Annotated in this window: 14 protein-coding genes; 1 reads left to right on the forward strand and 13 read right to left on the reverse strand. The window is 70.1% G+C overall.

Annotation, left to right across the window (positions count from 1 at the left end; genetic code table 11):
* Window positions 1–18: 18 nt before the first annotated feature.
* Together ACQ1W9_RS16815 and ACQ1W9_RS16820 are read right to left on the reverse strand one after the other, a co-directional pair.
* Window positions 19–750: a response regulator gene (locus ACQ1W9_RS16815; RefSeq protein ID WP_431024384.1), complete on the reverse strand. Its 732-nt coding sequence runs from the start codon at window positions 748–750 to the stop codon at window positions 19–21.
* Window positions 743–2,374 carry an ATP-binding protein gene (locus ACQ1W9_RS16820; protein WP_431024385.1) on the reverse strand — a complete coding sequence of 544 codons (1,632 nt, stop codon included), beginning with the start codon at window positions 2,372–2,374 and terminating at the stop codon, window positions 743–745. Before ACQ1W9_RS16820 ends, ACQ1W9_RS16815 begins: the two co-directional genes overlap by 8 nt.
* Before the next feature lie 234 nt (window positions 2,375–2,608).
* On the opposite strand from ACQ1W9_RS16820, the gene ACQ1W9_RS16825 reads away from it, so the two are divergent.
* Window positions 2,609–3,913: a 2-hydroxycarboxylate transporter family protein gene (locus ACQ1W9_RS16825; protein ID WP_431024386.1), complete on the forward strand. Its 1,305-nt coding sequence runs from the start codon at window positions 2,609–2,611 to the stop codon at window positions 3,911–3,913.
* A 50-nt stretch (window positions 3,914–3,963) separates the two neighbouring features.
* Here the strand turns inward: ACQ1W9_RS16825 and ACQ1W9_RS16830 are convergent, their stop codons facing one another.
* The 11 genes from ACQ1W9_RS16830 to ACQ1W9_RS16880 all read right to left on the reverse strand — a co-directional run bounded on the left by ACQ1W9_RS16830 (window position 3,964) and on the right by ACQ1W9_RS16880 (window position 17,646).
* A complete protein-coding gene (locus ACQ1W9_RS16830) occupies window positions 3,964–4,230 on the reverse strand; it encodes a YheU family protein (protein ID WP_346062746.1) in 267 nt (88 codons plus the stop codon).
* On the reverse strand, window positions 4,227–6,305 hold the full coding sequence (gene ligA / locus ACQ1W9_RS16835; protein WP_431024387.1) for an NAD-dependent DNA ligase LigA: 2,079 nt from the start codon (window positions 6,303–6,305) through the stop codon (window positions 4,227–4,229). Before ligA ends, ACQ1W9_RS16830 begins: the two co-directional genes overlap by 4 nt.
* A 296-nt stretch (window positions 6,306–6,601) precedes the next feature.
* Window positions 6,602–8,284, reverse strand: coding sequence for a cell division protein ZipA (zipA, locus tag ACQ1W9_RS16840; RefSeq protein WP_431024388.1), 1,683 nt, complete (start codon window positions 8,282–8,284; stop codon window positions 6,602–6,604).
* Between the two features lie 193 nt (window positions 8,285–8,477).
* The gene (gene smc / locus ACQ1W9_RS16845; protein WP_431024389.1) at window positions 8,478–11,978 is read right to left on the reverse strand and encodes a chromosome segregation protein SMC; all 3,501 of its coding nucleotides are present in this window, start codon (window positions 11,976–11,978) and stop codon (window positions 8,478–8,480) included.
* 20 nt (window positions 11,979–11,998) lie between these two features.
* The gene (gene ccmI / locus ACQ1W9_RS16850) at window positions 11,999–13,243 is read right to left on the reverse strand and encodes a c-type cytochrome biogenesis protein CcmI (protein ID WP_431024390.1); all 1,245 of its coding nucleotides are present in this window, start codon (window positions 13,241–13,243) and stop codon (window positions 11,999–12,001) included.
* A complete protein-coding gene (locus tag ACQ1W9_RS16855) occupies window positions 13,240–13,713 on the reverse strand; it encodes a cytochrome c-type biogenesis protein (RefSeq protein ID WP_431024391.1) in 474 nt (157 codons plus the stop codon). Before ACQ1W9_RS16855 ends, ccmI begins: the two co-directional genes overlap by 4 nt.
* Window positions 13,704–14,231: a DsbE family thiol:disulfide interchange protein gene (locus tag ACQ1W9_RS16860; RefSeq protein WP_431024392.1), complete on the reverse strand. Its 528-nt coding sequence runs from the start codon at window positions 14,229–14,231 to the stop codon at window positions 13,704–13,706. The genes ACQ1W9_RS16855 and ACQ1W9_RS16860 overlap by 10 nt, the downstream gene beginning before the upstream one ends.
* Window positions 14,228–16,228: a heme lyase CcmF/NrfE family subunit gene (locus tag ACQ1W9_RS16865; RefSeq protein ID WP_431024393.1), complete on the reverse strand. Its 2,001-nt coding sequence runs from the start codon at window positions 16,226–16,228 to the stop codon at window positions 14,228–14,230. Before ACQ1W9_RS16865 ends, ACQ1W9_RS16860 begins: the two co-directional genes overlap by 4 nt.
* A gap of 16 nt (window positions 16,229–16,244) precedes the next feature.
* Complete coding sequence (gene ccmE, locus ACQ1W9_RS16870) at window positions 16,245–16,703, reverse strand: cytochrome c maturation protein CcmE (RefSeq protein WP_431024394.1); 459 nt, start codon at window positions 16,701–16,703, stop codon at window positions 16,245–16,247.
* On the reverse strand, window positions 16,700–16,906 hold the full coding sequence (gene ccmD, locus ACQ1W9_RS16875; RefSeq protein ID WP_346062755.1) for a heme exporter protein CcmD: 207 nt from the start codon (window positions 16,904–16,906) through the stop codon (window positions 16,700–16,702). The genes ccmE and ccmD overlap by 4 nt, the downstream gene beginning before the upstream one ends.
* Window positions 16,906–17,646: a heme ABC transporter permease gene (locus ACQ1W9_RS16880; protein WP_431024395.1), complete on the reverse strand. Its 741-nt coding sequence runs from the start codon at window positions 17,644–17,646 to the stop codon at window positions 16,906–16,908. The genes ccmD and ACQ1W9_RS16880 overlap by 1 nt, the downstream gene beginning before the upstream one ends.
* Window positions 17,647–17,659 lie beyond the last annotated feature (13 nt).

The following is a 17,659-nucleotide window of genomic DNA, read 5'->3' on the forward strand; positions in this document are numbered from 1 at the left end:
CGAATGCCAGGGGCACCCTCAAGACGCCCCCTCGGCCAGGGCCGCCAAGGCCTGGTGATCCAGGCAGCGATAGCTGAACGAGGGGCGGCCGACCTGACCGTAGTGGAAGGACTCCTCGAGGATCCCCTGCTCGGCCAGGTACTTGAGGTACTTGCGCAGCGAGACCCGGGACATGCCGGTGAGCGGCACCAGCGCCTCGGTGGCGAAGGCGTCGTCGCCGAAGGCGCGCACCGAAGCCGCCACCTGGGCCAGGGTCGGCGCGGTGAGCCCCTTGGGCAGGCCGTCCTGGCGCCGGGGCGGCTCCGTTACCGCAGGCTGGAAGAGGCGGTCCAGGTCGTGCTGGGCGGCCCGGGCCGGTAGCCGCGCCAGGGCGTGGCGCCCGGCCACGCAGGCCTCGACCGCCTCGCGGAAGCGCTCGAACTCGAAGGGCTTGACCAGGAAGTCGCGCACCCCCAGGCGCCGCGCCTCGCGCACCGTCTCCGCCTCGCTGGCGGCGGTGATCAGGATGACGTCCAGGTCGCGCCCCTGGCGGCGCAGCCGACGCAGGATCTCCAGGCCGCTGCGCTCGCGCAGATAGACATCCAGCAGCAGCAGGTCCACCGGCTGCTCGTCGAGCACCGCCAGGGCGCCGGGCACGTCGTCGCACTGGGCCACCAGGGTGAGGCCAGCGAGGCGGTTGAGGTAGTCGAGGTTGAGCCGCATCACCATGGGGTCGTCCTCGACGATCAGCACGCGTATCGGGTCACTCATCGGGGCTCCTCGCCAGTCGGGGCGGCGTCAGGGGCAGGTCGAGCTCCACCAGGGTGCCCTGCCCCGGCGTGCTGTAGAGACGCAGCTCGCCGCCCAGGTGGGCCAGGCGCTCCCGGGCCAGCGCCAGGCCCAGGCCACGCCCCGGGCCCTTGGTGGAGACCCCCGCCTCGACGACCCGGGCCAGGGAGTCGGCGGCGATGCCGGGGCCGGTGTCCTGCACCTCGGCGCTGAGCACCTCCCCCTCCACCGCCAGCAGCAGGCTCACCCGCCGGGTCGCCGCCCCGGCCAGGGCCTCGAAGGCGTTCTCCAAGAGGTTGCCCAGCACGGTGACCAGGGCATGGGCCTGGGCCGGGTCGGGGAAGGCGGGGATCGCCCCCTCGGCGCTCACCCGCAAGTCGATGCCCTTCTCCCGGGCCTCGCTCAGCTTGCCCAGCAGGAAGCCGGCCAGCAAGGGCTCCTGGAGGCTCCCGTCCAGGGTGGCGTCCTGGCCCATGCCCTGGTCGAGCTCGCTCAGGTAGCGACGCAGGGCCGCCAGGTCGCCCTGGGCGGCCAGGCCGGCGATCACGTGGCGCTTGTTCTTGAAGTCGTGGCTGGCGGCACGCAGCGCCTCGGCGTAGCGGCGCACCCCGGTCAGTTCCTCGGCCAGGCGCTCCACCTCGCCCTTGTCGCGCAGGGTGGCCACGGCGCCGATGCCGCGGCCGCGGTGGTGGATCGGCACGCTGCTGGCGATCAGCACCCGGCCATTGAGGCTTACCTCGCGATCCCGCATCGGCGTCGCCGCCAGCAGGCCATCGCGCAGCGCTCCCGGCGGCAGGTAGTCGGCCAGGGCCATGCCCGGGTGCGGCGCCCCCAGGCCGGCGTCCTCCAGCAGCCGCCGGGCGGCGGCATTGGCCAGGCCGATGCGCCCCGCGTCATCCACCGCCAGCAGCCCCTCCTGCACCGCCCCCAGCAGGGCCTGGCGCTCCTCCACCAGGCGGGCGATCTGCCAGGGCTCCAGGCCCAGCAGTTGGCGGCGCAGGTAGCGCCCTAGCCCGGCCACCCCCAGGCCGGCGACCAGCAGCAGCGCCAGCAGCCCGGCGAGGATCTGGCGGCGGTGCGCATCCAGGGTGGGCAGCAGCGACTCCAGGGTCACCCCCACCGCCACCGCGCCCAGCACCCGGTCCTCGGCGCCGAGGACCGGGGCGAAGCCGCGCAGGCTGGTGCCCAGGGTGCCGACGGCGCGCGAGGCGTAGTAGTCGCCGGCCAGGGCCCGCCCCTCGTCGCCGCCCTCGAAGGGGCGGCCCAGCAGCGCCGGGTCGGGATGGGTCAGGCGCCGCGCCCGGGCATCCATCACCACGATAAAGTCGACGCCCAGGGCCCGGCGCAGCGCCTCGATCGGTTCCTGCAGCGCCTCCCGCGCCCCGCCCTCCAGGGCCTCGCCCACGTCGCGACGCGCCGCCACCAACCGCGCCAGGTCCTCGACCCGGGTCGACTGGGCCTGCTCCAGGGCGCTGCGCTGCTGGGCCAGGAACAGCCATAGCGCCAGCCCCAGGGACAGCGCCACCATCACCGCCACCAGCAGTGAGATCAGGATATTCAGCGGCGGCCGCCAGCCGGCGGAGACCGCGCTCTCTCCTCGTGCCACCCGTCGCTCCTCTCTCGCCCCGCCGCCGATCCTGCGACCTTCGGATAATTCTCAGGCCCCGCCGGCTGTGCCGTCGAAGGACCCGCCGCTTTCAATACTTTCAAAAGGCTTAGATAAGTTTGCCAAGCTTGGTCTCCGGCGCCGAGCGCTTAAGCTCCTCGACACAAGGATTCCACCCCACCCCGGACCCTCCGGGCCAAGAGGCCTCCCGCCCCGGGAGGCAGGAGGAGATGCATGAGTCACGCCGATTCCACCCTGGCCGCGCCCCTGGCGACGCGCCCCCGCCTGCCGCGCATCGCCGGCATGCCGCTACCCGCCTTCGCCCTGCTCACCGCGGTGCTGCTCACCGCCATCTATACCGACACCCTGCCCGCCGGGATGATCGGCGGCCTGCTGGTGATGATGGTGCTGGGCGAGCTGCTGGGCTTTATCGGCGACCGCCTGCCGATCGTGCGCAGCTACCTGGGCGGCGGCGCCATCCTGGCCATCTTCGGCGCCGCGGCGCTGATGTACTTCCCGGTGATGCCGGCGGGCGTCGGCGCGACCATCACCGACTTCATGAAGGGCGGCGACTTCCTCAACTTCTATATCGCCGCCCTGATCACCGGCAGCATCCTGGGCATGGACGCCCGCTCGCTGGTCACCATCGGCAGCCGCTACTTCGTGCCCATCTTCGGGGCGGTGATCGGCGCGGCCCTGCTGGCGGCGCTGATCGGTTCCCTGGTGGGCTTCACCCTGAGCGACGCCGTGCTGGTGATCACCCTGCCGATCCTCGGCGGCGGCATGGGCGCCGGCGCCGTGCCCATGAGCCAGATCTACGAGCAGATGCTGGGCCAGCCGGCCAGCTACTATATTTCCCTGCTGGTGCCGGCCCTGGCGCTGGGCAATGTCTTCGCCATCGTCTTCGCCAGCCTGCTGGCCAAGCTGGGCGAGCGCTACCCGAGCCTCTCCGGGAATGGTCAGATCATGCCCGGGGTCGAGCTCGAGGAGCGCGAGCAGCGCCTGGATCTCTCGGCCATGGGCCTCGGCGTCATGGTGGCCCTGGGCTTCTACCTCGGCGGCCAACTGCTGGCCCAACTGGTGCCGCTGCACCCCTATGCGCTGATGATCCTGGCGGTGGCCCTGGCCAAGGTCTTCGGCCTGGTGCCCCAGTCCCTGGCCGACGCCGCCACCCAGTGGTACGGCTTCGTGGCCCGCAACTGGACCTTCGCCCTGCTGTTCGGCATCGGCGTGGCCTATACCGACCTGAGCACGGTGATCGAGGCGCTGACCCCGGCCTATGTGCTGATCGTCTTCGCCGTGGTGGCCGGGGCCGCCCTGGGCGCCGGCCTGCTGGGCCGCCTGGTGGGCTTCTACCCCATCGAGTCGGCGATCACCGCCGGGCTGTGCATGGCCAATATGGGCGGCACCGGTGACGTGGCGGTACTCTCGGCGGCACGCCGCATGCAGCTGATGCCCTTCGCGCAGATCTCCTCGCGCCTGGGCGGCGCCCTGATCCTGCTGATCTCGGGACTGGGCGTGCCGCTGCTGTTCGGCTGAGCCCCACCCCAGCATGCCACGCGGCCCGCCCATCGGCGGGCCGCGGCGTATCAGTCTTCCTCGTCGTCGGCCAGGTCGCGGCCGAAGGCGCGCCACTGGGCCAGGGTCATCACCTCGGTGCTCTCGGTCTGGAGGTCATGGGCGATCAGCAGCTCGCCCCGCTCGAGTTGCGCCTCCAGCTCCGCCACCCAGGCGGCCATGCCGCCCCCGGTGTCGGTGGTGTCATAGCCCTGGCGGGTAACGAAGGCCTCCAGCAGGGCGACCAGGGTCGCCCCCGGCAGCATCCGGTGGGGCACCTCCACGAAGCGTCCGCTCATGCTTGATTCTCCTCGTTCGTTTCGTCGCTCTCCTCGAGGTTCCCCGCCTCGCCACTCTCCCAGGCGGCCAGGCGCTCCAGGAAGGCCGCCTCGTCCAGCACCGGCACGCCGAGCTCTTGCGCCTTGGTCAGCTTGCTGCCGGCGGCCTCGCCGGCCACCAGGCCGGCGGTCTTCTTGGAAACGCTGCCGGCCACCTTGGCGCCCAGGGACTGGAGGCGCGCCTTGCCCTGGTCCCGGGTCATGCTCTCCAGGGTGCCGGTGAGCACCCAGGTCTGCCCGGCCAGGGGCTGGGGCAGCGCCTCCACCGCCGCCTCCTCCCAGCGCAGGCCGCAACCGAGCAGGTCCTCGAGGGTCTCGCGGTTATGGGGCTGGCGGAAGAAGGTATGCACATGGCGGGCGACGATGGGGCCCACGTCATCCACCGCCTCCAGGGCCTCCTGGTCGGCGCCCATCAGCGCCTCCAGGGTGCCGAAGTGGCGGGCCAGGTTGGCGGCGGTGGCCTCGCCCACCTCGCGGATGCCCAGGGCATAGATAAAGCGCGCCAGCGTCGTCTGCTTGGCCTTCTCCAGGGCCGCCACCAGGTTCTCCGCGGACTTCTCGCCCATCCGCGGCAGCTCCGCCAGGTGGGCGGCGCGCAGCCGGAAGAGGTCCGCCGGGGTCTTGACCCAGTCCCGCTCCACCAACTGGTCGATCAGCTTGACCCCCAGGCCCTCGATATCCAGGGCGCGGCGGGAGGCGAAGTGCTTGAGGGCCTCCTTGCGCTGGGCGGCGCAGTAGAGGCCGCCGGAGCAGCGCGCCACCGCCTCGCCCTCCAGGCGTTCGATCTGGGAATCGCAGACCGGGCAGCGGCTGGGAAAGACGATCTCCCAGCCCGCCTCGGCGGGGGTGACCACCCGCACCACCTGGGGAATCACGTCGCCGGCGCGGCGAATGGCCACGCTATCGCCGATTCTCACGCCCAGGCGAGCGATCTCGTCGGCGTTATGCAGGGTGGCATTGGCGACGGTGACCCCGGCCACCGCCACCGGCTCGAGGCGCGCCACCGGGGTGATGGCACCGGTGCGGCCGACCTGGAACTCGACGTCGTTGAGGCGGGTGACCTGCTCCTGGGCGGGGAACTTGAAGGCGATGGCCCAGCGCGGCGCCCGGGCCACGAAGCCCAGCTCGCGCTGCAGGCGCAGGTCGTCCACCTTGATCACCACGCCGTCGATGTCGTAGCCCAGGGCGTCGCGCTTCTCGCCCAGGCGCCGGCAGTAGTCGATCACCCCCGCCGCGCCCGTCACCACGGCCAGCTCGGCGCTGGTGCGCAGGCCGACCTCACCCAGGCGAGCCATCAGCTGGCTATGGGTGGCATCGCCGGGATCCGGCTGGATGCGGGCCACCTGGTAGGCGCTGAACTCCAGGGGCCGGGTGGCGGTGATCCGAGGGTCGAGCTGGCGCAGGCTACCGGCGGCGGCATTGCGGGGGTTGGCGAAGACCTTGGTGCCCTCGTCCCGGGCGCGCTGGTTCATCGCCTCGAAGGTGTCGTGGCGCATGGTCACCTCGCCGCGCACCTCCAGCAGCTCGGGGGGCGCCTCGCCGCGCAGCCGCAGCGGGATGGAGCGCAGGGTGCGCAGATTGGAGGTAATGCCCTCGCCGGTGCGACCGTCGCCCCGGGTGGCGCCGCTGACCAGGCGCCCCTGCTCGTAGACCAGCGACACCGCGGCACCGTCCAGCTTGGGCTCGCAGCAGAAGGCCAGGTCGTCGCCGTCCATTTCCAGACGCTCGGCGAGGCGCTTGACGAAAGCGGCCAGTTCCTCCTCGTCGAAGGCGTTGTCCAGGGAGAGCATGGGGACCGCATGCTGCACCTCGGGGAAGCCCGCCGCCGGGGCGGCCCCCACCCGCTGGGTGGGGGAGTCCTCGCTGGCAAGCGCCGGGTAATCGTCCTCCAACTGCTGCAGGCGCCGCAGCCGGCGATCGTAGTCGGCATCGGTCAGGCGGGGGTCGTCGAGGACGTAGTAACGGTAGTTGGCATCGTCGAGCTCGGCGCGCAACCGCGCCACCTCGTCGCGGATCGTCTGATCGGGCTGGGTCATGGAAATCAAGGGTCTCGGTCTAGGGCAAAAGGCCGGCATCGGTGCCTAGCTTACCAAAGCAACACCCCCCGACGGAGACCATCGGGGGGTGTTTTCTGGCAGATTGCCACTCTCTGTTGGGACCAGGGGGCTATCCTGGGGGCAGGCCGTCGCGGGGCGCTGTGAACCCCTCCCTGGGCGCTACTTTTGCCATCCCTGGCAAAAAACCCCCGCTCCATCCTGCCCCCAGCGCCCCTCAGCCATTCCAACTGCCAATAGTCCTGCGGGGGTGTTCTTCCGGCGTCGAGCGTCCGGCTTTAATTGACCTGATAACGCTGCAGGCGATGGCGACGCTCGAACTCGTGGACCCGCTGGCGGGCGAACTCCACGGTCTGGGCGGTCATCACGCTGTGGTTCTCGTCCTTGAGCTCGCCACCCAGGTGACGCACCACCACCATGGCGCACTCCACCATGGCCTCGAAGGCCGCCGAGGTGTCCTCGGCCGCCGGCAGCGGCATCAGGAAGGTGATGCCCGGGGTGGTGAACTCGTCCATGGCGTCCAGCGGGAAGGTGCCGGGCTTGACCACATTGACCATGGAGAACTGCAGCGGGCTATCCTCGGCCTCGGTCTCGAAGCGGTGGAAGATACCCATCTCGCGGCTGTAGCGCAGGCCGCAGGCCAGCATCAGCTTGAGCAGGGCGGTGCCGGAGAAGCCCTGCTCTTCTCGACACATCACGCTGATGACGATGATCTCCTCGGCATGGGAGAGGGCTTCCCGGGCCTGGGGGGCTTCCACGTCGTTGCGCAGCGCCTTCTCCACCACCGGATGGGGAGCGGCCACTTCGTCATGATATGCCTCGGGTACGTTATTGGACTCGACGACTTCGTCCGAATAGCGACTGTCCCGATGACTGGGCCCCGCGAAAGTGAACAGCGGATCTTCCTGCTCGATCTCACGGCTCGGGGCGGCCTGTTTCTCGGCCTCCAGGCGCTGCTGCTCGGCGGCTTGCTGCTCGGCGGCCAGACGCTGACGCTCGACCTCCTGCTGCTGGCGACGCGCCGCCTCGGCGGCGGCCTGCTCGGCCTTCAGGCGCTCGCGCTCCTGTTTGCGCTTGCGATTCTGCTCGCGGCGCTCGCTCAACCCCTTCTTGATGCCGGCCCCGAAACGCTGCATCGAGTGCCCCATCTTCACCGAACCGCTCTTGAAGGAGTCCGCCATGCCGTCGAAATCCACCAGCCGATAGCGCTCGTCGTCGCCGTGAAAATCATGATCGGCGGGATCGGTGACCAGGGCGGGAGCCGCCTTCGCTTCGCCTGACTCGGAGGTGGCGCCTTCGCCCACCGCCGGCTCGGCAGGCGGCGTATCGCCTGCATCCGGTAGCGATAGGCTGGGTTCGGCCTGCCTGGGTTCGGCCTGCTTAAGTTCGTCCCTGGCCTCTCGCTTGGGCTCGGCCGGCCGAGGCTCCGATGGGGGTTCCATCGCCTCCGCGTCGCTGGAGCGGGCCGGCTCGGCTTGCTCCAGGCCGGATGCGGCCTCGGGCGACGCCGTCCGCGCCGCCTCCGGTGACGCGACCGGCTCGGGGGCGTCGCCCACGGTGGACTCCCGCTCGGTGTCGGGTGCCTCTCCACTGGATGGCCTCGCGGCCGCCTCGGCGGAAGCCGCCGGGCGTTTGGCCTGCCACTCGGCCAGCACCCGGGAAGGCCCGGGGTGCTCCTGGCGGGTCAACTTGGGCTTGGCCGCCGGACGTGGGGGCTCACTCTCGTAGCTGGCGGGTCGCACGACCCGAGCCCCTCCGTTGGGCAACTCCCAGTTCAGCTCGGCCTCACGGGCCGCCGCCTCGGGATCCTCTTCCTGCCCCCGGGCGTCATCGACGGCACTGCCATCGACACGGTCCAGCCGGGGCACTCGACGCTGACGCTGCAGGCGACGCACACCATCGATAACGATGAGGGTCACCAGGGCCAGCCCCAGGATGATTAGCCACTCTCTTAGTTCCATGGGTCGTCTTGCCTGTCTGCTAAGGCGCCATGCCTGAATGAAACGTTCGACACCAGCATAGCGCGATTACCAAAAACGGGGCCACTTTTTTGAATGTCAAGTATTGACCCGGCCCCGCGCAATCGCCCCTTCTTATTCCCTGATCGAGGGGAACCTATCCGTCCCCATCTTGCGACACCAGCCACCGGAATCATCACGCCTCGGCCAGCACCGCGGCCTCTTCCACGCCCACGGATACCAGTCGCGAGACGCCCGGCTCTTGCATGGTCACCCCCATGAGGCGATCCGCTGCCTCCATGGCGATCTTGTTATGAGTGATATAGATGAACTGTACCCACTCCGACATCTCCTTTACCAGCTTGGCGTAGCGCCCCACGTTAGCATCATCCAGGGGGGCATCCACCTCATCGAGCATACAGAAGGGCGCCGGATTGAGCTGGAAGATGGCGAAGACCAGCGACAGGGCAGTCAGGGCCTTTTCGCCCCCGGAGAGCAGATGAATGGTGCTGTTCTTCTTGCCCGGGGGGCGTGCCATGATGGCCACCCCGGTCTCCAGCAAATCGTCGCCGGTGAGCGTCAACCATGCGGTCCCGCCGCCGAAGACCTTGGGAAAAAGGGTCTGTAGCCCCTCGTTGACCTGATCGAAGGTCTGCTTGAATCGGGTGCGGGTTTCCTGGTCGATCTTGCGGATCGCCCGATCCAGGGTCTCCAGGGCCTCGCTCAGTTCGGCGTGCTGGGCCTCCAGGTAGTCGCGGCGCTCCGCCTGCTGCTCGTACTCCTCGATGGCCGCCAGGTTGATGGCCCCCAGGCGGCGGATCCGCTCGGCGGTGGCCTCCAGGTTGGCCTGCCAGGCGGATTCGGTGGCATTGGGATCGAGCCCGGCCTCCAGGGTGGCGACATCGTGGCCCAGCTCGGCAAGCTGCTCGTCCTGGGCCTCGGCCTTCATGGCCAGGGCCTGGCCCTGCAGCCGCGCCTCCTGGAGGCGCTCGCGGACCCCTTCGAGGTTGCGCTCGTGGGCCTGGCGGGCCAGCTCGTCCTCGCGCAGCCGTTCGCCCAGGGCGGCGGCCTGGTTGCGGCAGGCGTTGAGGGCGCGTTCCGCCTTGTCGCGTTCATGCAACAGCTCGTCGAGGCGCTCGCGATGCTCCTCCTCCGGCTCACGCAGCATCTCGCGCTGCTCCTCCAGCTCGGCGCACTTCTCCTCCAGGCGGGCCCGGGCCTCCTCGCCGCGGCCCTGCTGCTGGGCCAGGCCGGCCCGCTCGGTGGTCAGCCGCTGATGCTCCAGGGCCAGCTGCTGGGCGCGCTCCGCCAGGGGGCGCTGGCGACCGCGCAGCTGGGCCAGGCGCTCGGCGGCCTCGCGGCGCTGGCGGTCCCGGGTCTCGCGGGTCTCGCTCTGGGCCTCGAGGCGCGCCATGGCCTGCTGCCAGGCCTCCCGGGCCTCCTCCAGGGTCAGCTCGCTCTCTTCGTGACGCTCGGCGAGCCGCGCCAGTTCCTCGTCCAGCTCCTCGGCGCGGCTGGCCAGGTGCTCCAGGCGGCTGGCCAGGTTGGCCTCGGCCAGGGCCAGCTGCTGGCGCCGCCCCTGCTGCTCCCGCTCGTCCTCGCGGCAACGCTCCAGGGCCTGCTCCAGGTCGCCTTCCTGGGCCTTGAGCTCGGCGAGTTCCGCCTCCAGGGCCTCCAGGCGCTCGCCGGCCTGGGCCAGGGACTCGGCCACCTCGTCCCGGCGGCGACGGTTGAGCAGTAGGCCATCGCCCCCGGCCTGGGCGCCGCGACGCCGCGCCCAGCCGCGGCCCAGCCAGAGGCCATCGGCGCTGATCAGGCTCTCGCCGGGGGCCAGGCTCGCCTGGCGCCGCCAGGCCTCGGCCTGATCGGCGACGCAGCGGATGCCGGCCAGCAGCGCCTGCAGGGGGCCGGCGCCCTCGACCCGGGCCGCCAGGCTGTCGGCCTCGCCGTCCGTCGGGCCGGTGTCGGGGTCGAGCAACACCAGCTCGCCCTCGACCAGGCCGCCCAGCGCCTCGCGCCCCCCCTCCAGGGGGACCAGGCGGGCATTGAGCCAGGGCGCCAACACCCAGGCCAGGCTCTCCTCCCAGCCCGCCGCCACCTGGAGTCGCTCGCCCAGGCGCGGCGCCGCGGCCAGGCCGTGGCTCGTCAGGTGCTGCTCCAGGGCCTGGTCGTCGTCGCTCAGGGCGGCGGCGATCAAGGCCTCCAGGGAGGCCAGCTCGCCCTCCAGGCGACTGCGCTGCTGGCGCAGGGTCTCGCGCTCGCTCTCGCGCTCGGCGAGGCGTTCGCGGATGACCTGACGCTCGCCCTGCAGCGACTCGCGACGCGTCTCCTGGCTCTCCTGGGCCAGGTCGGCCTCCGCCAGTTGCTCGGCGAGCTCGTCCCGCTGGGCACGCAGCTCGGCCAGGCCGGGCAGTTCGTCGCGCTGCTGGCGGCGGCGCTGGCGCTCATTGGCGATGCCGGCCAGGGCCTGCTCCAGGGTCTTGATGCGATCCTGGGCACGCTCCGCCTCGCGGCTCGCCTCCCGGTAGGCGTCGTTGAAGGCCTCCCAGCGCTCGCCGGCCTCAAGGGCCTCGCCCTCGGCCTCCTCCAGGGCGGCCTCCAGCTCGGCGAGTCGTTCGGCCACCTCCTCCTGCTCGGGGCCCAGGGTCTCCAGGCGCTCGTCCACCGCGGCCAGGCGCTCGCCATCCGCCTCGCCCAGGCGGTCCAGGTCGGCCAGCTCGCGGCGGGCGCTCTCCAGGTCCCGGGCCAGTTGCGCCTCGCGGCCGCGGGCATGTTCCAGGCTCTGCTCGATGCGCGCCACGGCGGCGGTGCTCTCGTAGAAGCGTGCCTGGTGGCCCTCCAGCTCCTCGGCCAGGCGGTCGTGCTCGACCCGCGCCTCCTCGAGCCGCGACTCGCACTGGCGCTGGCCCAGTAGCTCCCGTTCCACGGCGGTCTCCAGGTCGCGGACCCGGTGCTCCTGCTCGCCCTGCTCGGCACGCAGGGCGCGGCCGCGCAGCAGCGCCAGCTCGCCCTTGAGGCGGTGCTCCTGCTCCTTGAGCTGACGGTAGCGGCGCGCCGCCTCGGCCTGGCGCTTGAGGCGCTCGAGCTGCTTGTCGAGCTCCTCGCGGATATCGTCCAGGCGCTCCAGGTTCTCCTGGGTGCGGCGCATGCGGTTCTCGGTCTCGCGGCGGCGCTCCTTGTACTTGGAGATGCCGGCGGCCTCCTCCAGGGTGGAACGCAGGTCCTCGGGACGCGCCTCGATCAGCCGCGAGATCATGCCCTGGCCGATGATGGCGTAGGAGCGGGGCCCCAGGCCGGTGCCCATGAAGAGGTCGGCGATATCGCGACGCCGGCACTTCTGGCCGTTGAAGAAGTAGCCGGACTGGCCGTCCCGGGTCACCTGGCGCTTCACCGAGATCTCGGCGTACTGGGCATAGGCGCCGCCGAGGCCGCCGTCGCGGTTATCGAAGCGCAGCTCGATAGCGGCCTGGCCCACCGGCTTGCGCCCGGTGGAGCCGTTGAAGATGACGTCGGCCATGGACTCGCCGCGCAGGGTCTTGGCGGAGGACTCCCCCATCACCCAGCGCACCGCGTCGATGATATTGGACTTACCGCAGCCGTTGGGCCCGACGATGGCGGTCATGTTGCCATCGAAGGGCACGGTCACGGGGTCGACGAAGGACTTGAAGCCGACCAGCTTGATGGAAGTGAGGCGCATAACCCGTCCCTGGTTGGCGGCTAGTCGACGATACGGTCGATGCGGACCTCGATGGGCTCGGCGTCGGCGTCCTGCAGGGCCACCGCGGCGTGGTCACCGAGGAGGTCGCCGGCCTGGGGGGTGGCCTGGCCGCTGCGGGAGACCCGCACCACCAGCCGCGCCTCCGACACCTGGGAGAGGCGCGCCTGGGGACTCATGGCGTTGGCATCGCTGAGGCGCAGGGTGGCGGGCAGGTCGGCGACGCTGAGCCGGGCCACCGCCAGGGGCGGCAGCTCGCCGTCGACGTCCCGGGCCACCACGAAGACCGCGGTCGCCTCGTCGAACCCCTCGCCCAGGCCTTCGTCGAGGGAGATGCGCACATTGAGTCCCGGCCCCGCGGCCAGGGTGGCGTCGATCTCGTCCTGGGAGGCGCCCAGGCGTTCCTGGGCCACGGCGATACCCTGGCGCAGGGCGTCGGCGGAGGCCGGGTCCTCGAAGCCCGCCACGGCGCGGCGCCAGTGGTCGATGGCCTCCTCGTAGCGGCCGCGGTCGAAGGCGGCGATACCCAGCATGCCCAGCACCGTGGGTTGGCGAGGATCCCGCTCGAGCACCTCGTCCACCAGCGCCTGGACCTCCTCGGTGAGGCTGCGGTTGGCGACGAAGAACTCGATCTGGGCCAGTTGGGCGACCAGCGTCACCTGGCGACCTTCCAGCTCGATCAGCCGCTCCAGGGCACGGATCGCCGCCTCCCCCTGACCGGTATCCCGATAGAGGGGATAGAGGGTCATCCACACATTGGGGTTATCCGGCTGGCGGGCCGCTTCCTGCTCGAGGCGCTGGATCATCACGCCCGCCGAGGCCTCGGGGGCCTGGCGAACCTCCTGGATGGCGGCATAGAGGGCCAGGTTATCCTCCTCGCCTTCCTGCTGGTACCAGGCCACGGCGGCGATCACCACCGCCACCATCACCAGCGGTACCGCCAGGCGGCCAGACAGCGCCGCCTTGAGGGGGCGCGCCTTGAGATTGGCGGTATCCTCCAGCAGGCTGCGCTCCAATTCCAGCTTGTCCTCCGCGAAGCGCTCGGCGTCGATCTCGCCACGCTCCCGGGCCGCCTCCAGGGAGGCCAGGCGACGACGGAAGATGGCCACGTTCTGCTCGGCGGAGCGGTCGTTGTCCTCGAAGTCACGCTGGGCGGCATGCACCGAGGCGGCCCGGCGCAGGGGTTGGCTGAGCAGCCACAGGGCCGGTACCAGCAGCAGCGCAAAGGCGATCCAGAGTAACGTCATTCTGACCTCTCGCGGTTGATCAGGGCATCGAGGCGGGCGCGCTCGTCGGCGTTGAGGCGCCGGGCGGAGGCATTGCGCCGCGCTCGAACCACCAGCACCACCAGCAGGCCACCCAGCACCACCAGGGCGCCGGGCAGGCCCCACAGCAGGTAGGTGCGGCCTTCCAGGCGCGGGTTATAGAGCACATAGTCGCCGAAGCGTTCGGTCATATGGCCGAGGATCTCGATATCCGAGCGACCGTCCATCAGCAGCCCATAGACCCGCTCGCGCATATCGGCGGAGACCGGGGCATCGGAATCGTCGATGGCCTGGTTCTGGCATAGCGGGCAGCGCAGCGAGGCGGTCAGGCTGTGGTAACGCTGCTCCAGCACCGGGTCATCGAACTCCCGGGTCTCGATGGCGCCGGCCCAGGCCAGGCCACCGCCCAGCAGCAGCGCCAGCAACAGGGCCAGGGAACGCATCACTGCCATTTCTGCACCTCCGGAAGAATCACCTCACGCACGTCCTCCGGCGTGATATAGCCGGTGTGGTGGTAGCGAATGATCCCGTCGCGATCCACCAGGAAGGTCTCGGGGGCGCCATAGACGCCGAGCTCGAAGCCGAGCTCGCCGTCCGGGTCGAAGATATTGACCTCGAAGGGGTTGCCGAACTCCTCCAGGAACTCCAGGCCCTTGTCGCGGGTATCCTTGTAGTCGATGCCCACCAGGCGGATGCCACGCTCCGCCAGGTCGAGCAACTGCGGCATCTCCTGCTTGCAGGTCGGGCACCACTCACCCCACACATTGACCAGGGTCACCTGGCCCTCCAGCAGGGAGCGGTCGACGCGCCGCTCGGGGTCCTCCAGGGTGGCCGCCTCGAAGGCAGGGAAATCCCGGGCCAGCAGCGCCGAGTCGCGATGGGCGGGGTTCAGGGAGAGGCCGCGATAGAGGAAGATCGACAGCACCAGGAACCCCAGCAGGGGCACCAGCAGGATCAGGCGACGCTTCATACGGCGGCCTCCCGGGAGGCGCGGGGCACGGTGGCCTCCTCCTCGCTACGGCGGCGGCTGCGATAACGGCGATCCGCCACCGCCAGCACGCCCCCGGCGGCCATCAGCAGGCCGCCCAGCCATAGCCAGCGCACGAAGGGCTTGTACTGGATGCGCAGGGCCCAGCTGCCGTCCTCCAGGTCCTCGCCCATGGCCACATAGAGATCGCGGAACAGGCCGGGGCGCAGCGCCACCTGGGTCATGGGCATGCCCCGGGCGATATAGATGCGCTTCTCCGGTGCCATGGTGAAGCCGCGGGAGCGGCCCTCTCGGTTCACCGCGATGATGGCGGTATCGGCCAGGAAGTTGGGGCCGCGCCGGGACCGCAGCTCGGTCATGGTGAACTCGTAGCCGGCCACCTGGACGCTGTCGCCGGGGGCCAGGCGGACATTGCGCTCCACGCTGTAATTGGAGACCACGGCGACCCCGACGATGGTCACCGCCACGCCGATATGCCCCAGCACCATGCCCCAGTAGGCCAGCGACTGCCGCCTGAGGGCGGCCAGCCACGACGAGGCCTTGCGGCTCTTGTCGTAGAGGTCGCGGAGGATCGGCAGCACCAGCCACAGGGCGCTGACCAGCCCCAGGCTGACCCAGAGGTTCCACTCGCCGCCATAGAGCAGCGGCGCCAGGATCCCGATCACCAGGGCGGCGAGGCCGGAGAGCGCCAGGCGCCGCCCCAGCTCACGCCCCGCCATGCGCTTCCAGCGGGACACCGGCCCCAGCCCCATGAACAGGCAGAGCACCACGGTCAGCGGCACGAAGAGGGCGTTGAAGTAAGGCGGGCCCACGCTGATCTTGCCCAGCCCCAGGGCGTCCAGCAGCAGCGGATAGACGGTGCCCAGCAGCACGGTGACGGTCATGATCACCAGCAGGATATTGTTGATCAGCAGCAGGGCGTCCCGGGACATCCAGTGGAAGCCCACCGCATGGCTGACCCGCGGCGCGCGCAGGGCGAAGATCAGCAGCGACAGGCCCACGGTGACGCCCAGCAGGGCGAGGATAAAGAAGCCGCGGCTGGGGTCATTGGCGAAGGCGTGCACAGAGGTGAGCACCCCGGAACGCACCAGGAAGGTCCCCAGCAGCGACAGCGAGAAGGTGGTGATGGCCAGCAGCACCGTCCAGCTCTTGAAGGCGCCGCGCTTCTCGGTCACCGCCAGGGAGTGGATCAGCGCCGTGCCCGCCAGCCAGGGCAGCAGGGAGGCGTTCTCCACCGGGTCCCAGAACCACCAGCCGCCCCAGCCCAGCTCGTAATAGGCCCACCAGCTGCCCAGGGCGATACCCACGGTGAGGAAGGCCCAGGCGATATTGGTCCAGGGCCGCGCCCAGCGGGTCCAGGCGGCATCCAGGCGGCCGCCCAGCAGGGCGGCGATCGCGAAGGCGAAGACCACCGAGAAGCCCACATAGCCCATATAGAGGGTCGGCGGGTGAATGATCAGCCCGAAGTCCTGGAGCAGCGGGTTGAGGTCGGCGCCATCGCCGGGCATGTTGGGCAGCAGCCGCTCGAAGGGGTTGGAGGTGATCAGGATAAAGGCCAGGAAGCCGATGCTGATCGTGCCCATGACCCCCAGCACCCGGGCCAGCATCGCCTCGGGCAGGTTGCGGGAGAAACGCGACACGGCGAAGCCCCAAGCGGCCAGCATCAGGACCCACAACAGCATGGAGCCCTCGTGATTGCCCCAGACGGCGCTGACCTTGTAGTACCAGGGCAGCAGGGAGTTGGAGTTGTTGGCCACGTTGGCGACGCTGAAGTCGTCGAGCAGGTAGCTGGCGGAAAGGCACAGGAAGGCCAGCAACACGAAGGCAAACTGGCCGCCGGCCATGGGGCGCGCATAGGCCATCCACAGCGGGCGGCGGGTCGCCGCCCCGGCCAGCGGCATCACCGCCTGCACCAGGGCCATCAGCAGGGCCAGGGCCAGGGCGAAATGGCCGATTTCGGGGATCATCTGGATCAGCATGGTGACTCCGGTGGCCTCAATCGATCTTCACGCCGTAGTCGGCGGGCGAGTAGCCGGCGGCCTCCAGGGCCTCGGCCACTTCGGTGGGCATATAATTCTCGTCGTGGCGGGCCAGGACATCGTCGGCGCGCAGCACCCCCTCGTCGGTGAGGCGCCCCACCACCACCACGCCCTGGCCCTCGCGGAACAGGTCGGGGAGGATGCCGCTGTAGCGCACTTCCAGGTCCTCGACGAAGTCGGTGACCACGAACTCCACGTCGAGGCTGTCGCGATTACGCGCCACGCTGCCCTCCTTGACCATGCCGCCGGCGCGAATCTGGCGATCGATGGGAGCCTCGCCGGCGGCGATCTGGATGGGGCTGAAGAACAGGTTGATATTGGAGCGCAGGGCATAGAGGGTCAGGCCGATGGCGATGGCCGCCAGCGACACCAGGCCCAGGATGACGAACAGTTTCTGCTTACGCTTGGGGGTCATGCACCTTCCTCGACATCGGTTTCGCGGGCCGCCCGGCGCTCCCGCCGGGCACGCCGCTTGAGTTCTCGCAGCAGCTGGCGGCGCTCGGCACGGGCGTACAGCACGCTGCCCACCAGCAACACGGCGGTCAGGGCCCAGGCGGTCCAGACATAAGGGGCATGGCCGCCCATGGCCAGGAAGTCCTGAAAGCTATCGAAGGCCATTAGCGCGTCTCCTCGGCCAGCGCCCGCACCCAGCGTTTATTGGATTCGCGACGCAGGATCTCGTTGCGGGTGCGCATCAGGGTCAGGGCGATAAAGAAGCAGTAGAAGCCCAGCACCATCAGCAGCAGCGGCGCCCACATCTCCAGCGGCATGGCGGGGCGCGAGGTGATGGTGAAGGAGGCGGGTTGGTGGAGGGTGTACCACCAGTCCACCGAGTACTTGATGATGGGGATATTGATCACCCCCACCATGGCCAGCACCGAGGCGGCCCGGGAGCCGCTGTCACGGCTGGCGAAGGCACCGCGCAGGGCGATGACGCCGATATAGAGGAACAGCAGGATCAGCATGGCGGTGAGGCGCGCATCCCACATCCACCAGGTGCCCCAGGTGGGGATGCCCCAGACGCCGCCGGAGAAGAGCGCGATAAAGGTCATGGCCGCCCCCAGCGGCGCCATCACCGCCGCCGCCATGTCCGCCACCTTGATCTTCCAGACCATGAAGACCAGTCCCGCGATCGCCATGCTGATGAAGATCGACTGGGCCAGGAAGGCCGCCGGCACATGCACATAGATGATGCGGAAGCTGTTGCCCTGCTGGTAATCGGCGGGGGCGAAGGCCAGGCCCCAGACGCTGCCGACCAGGATCAGGGCCGCGGCGGCGATCCAGAACCAGGGCATCAGGCGCGCACTGATACCGTAGAACCATTTGGGCGAACCGAGCTTATGAATAAAGGCCCACATGTGCGTCGAAACC

It is taken from the genome of Halomonas sp. H5 (assembly GCF_050613175.1).
Lineage (GTDB): Bacteria > Pseudomonadota > Gammaproteobacteria > Pseudomonadales > Halomonadaceae > Bisbaumannia > Bisbaumannia salifodinae.

What these genes read in the sequence shown, in the direction of transcription:
- ACQ1W9_RS16815 (WP_431024384.1), bottom strand. Translation starts at nt 750, where the DNA reads ATGAGTGACCCGATACGCGTGCTGATCGTCGAGGACGACCCCATGGTG.
- ACQ1W9_RS16825 (WP_431024386.1), top strand. Translation starts at nt 2,609, where the DNA reads ATGAGTCACGCCGATTCCACCCTGGCCGCGCCCCTGGCGACGCGCCCC.
- ACQ1W9_RS16830 (WP_346062746.1), bottom strand. Translation starts at nt 4,230, where the DNA reads ATGAGCGGACGCTTCGTGGAGGTGCCCCACCGGATGCTGCCGGGGGCG.
- ligA (WP_431024387.1), bottom strand. Translation starts at nt 6,305, where the DNA reads ATGACCCAGCCCGATCAGACGATCCGCGACGAGGTGGCGCGGTTGCGC.
- zipA (WP_431024388.1), bottom strand. Translation starts at nt 8,284, where the DNA reads ATGGAACTAAGAGAGTGGCTAATCATCCTGGGGCTGGCCCTGGTGACC.
- smc (WP_431024389.1), bottom strand. Translation starts at nt 11,978, where the DNA reads ATGCGCCTCACTTCCATCAAGCTGGTCGGCTTCAAGTCCTTCGTCGAC.
- ccmI (WP_431024390.1), bottom strand. Translation starts at nt 13,243, where the DNA reads ATGACGTTACTCTGGATCGCCTTTGCGCTGCTGCTGGTACCGGCCCTG.
- ACQ1W9_RS16855 (WP_431024391.1), bottom strand. Translation starts at nt 13,713, where the DNA reads ATGGCAGTGATGCGTTCCCTGGCCCTGTTGCTGGCGCTGCTGCTGGGC.
- ACQ1W9_RS16860 (WP_431024392.1), bottom strand. Translation starts at nt 14,231, where the DNA reads ATGAAGCGTCGCCTGATCCTGCTGGTGCCCCTGCTGGGGTTCCTGGTG.
- ACQ1W9_RS16865 (WP_431024393.1), bottom strand. Translation starts at nt 16,228, where the DNA reads ATGCTGATCCAGATGATCCCCGAAATCGGCCATTTCGCCCTGGCCCTG.
- ccmE (WP_431024394.1), bottom strand. Translation starts at nt 16,703, where the DNA reads ATGACCCCCAAGCGTAAGCAGAAACTGTTCGTCATCCTGGGCCTGGTG.
- ccmD (WP_346062755.1), bottom strand. Translation starts at nt 16,906, where the DNA reads ATGGCCTTCGATAGCTTTCAGGACTTCCTGGCCATGGGCGGCCATGCC.
- ACQ1W9_RS16880 (WP_431024395.1), bottom strand. Translation starts at nt 17,646, where the DNA reads ATGTGGGCCTTTATTCATAAGCTCGGTTCGCCCAAATGGTTCTACGGT.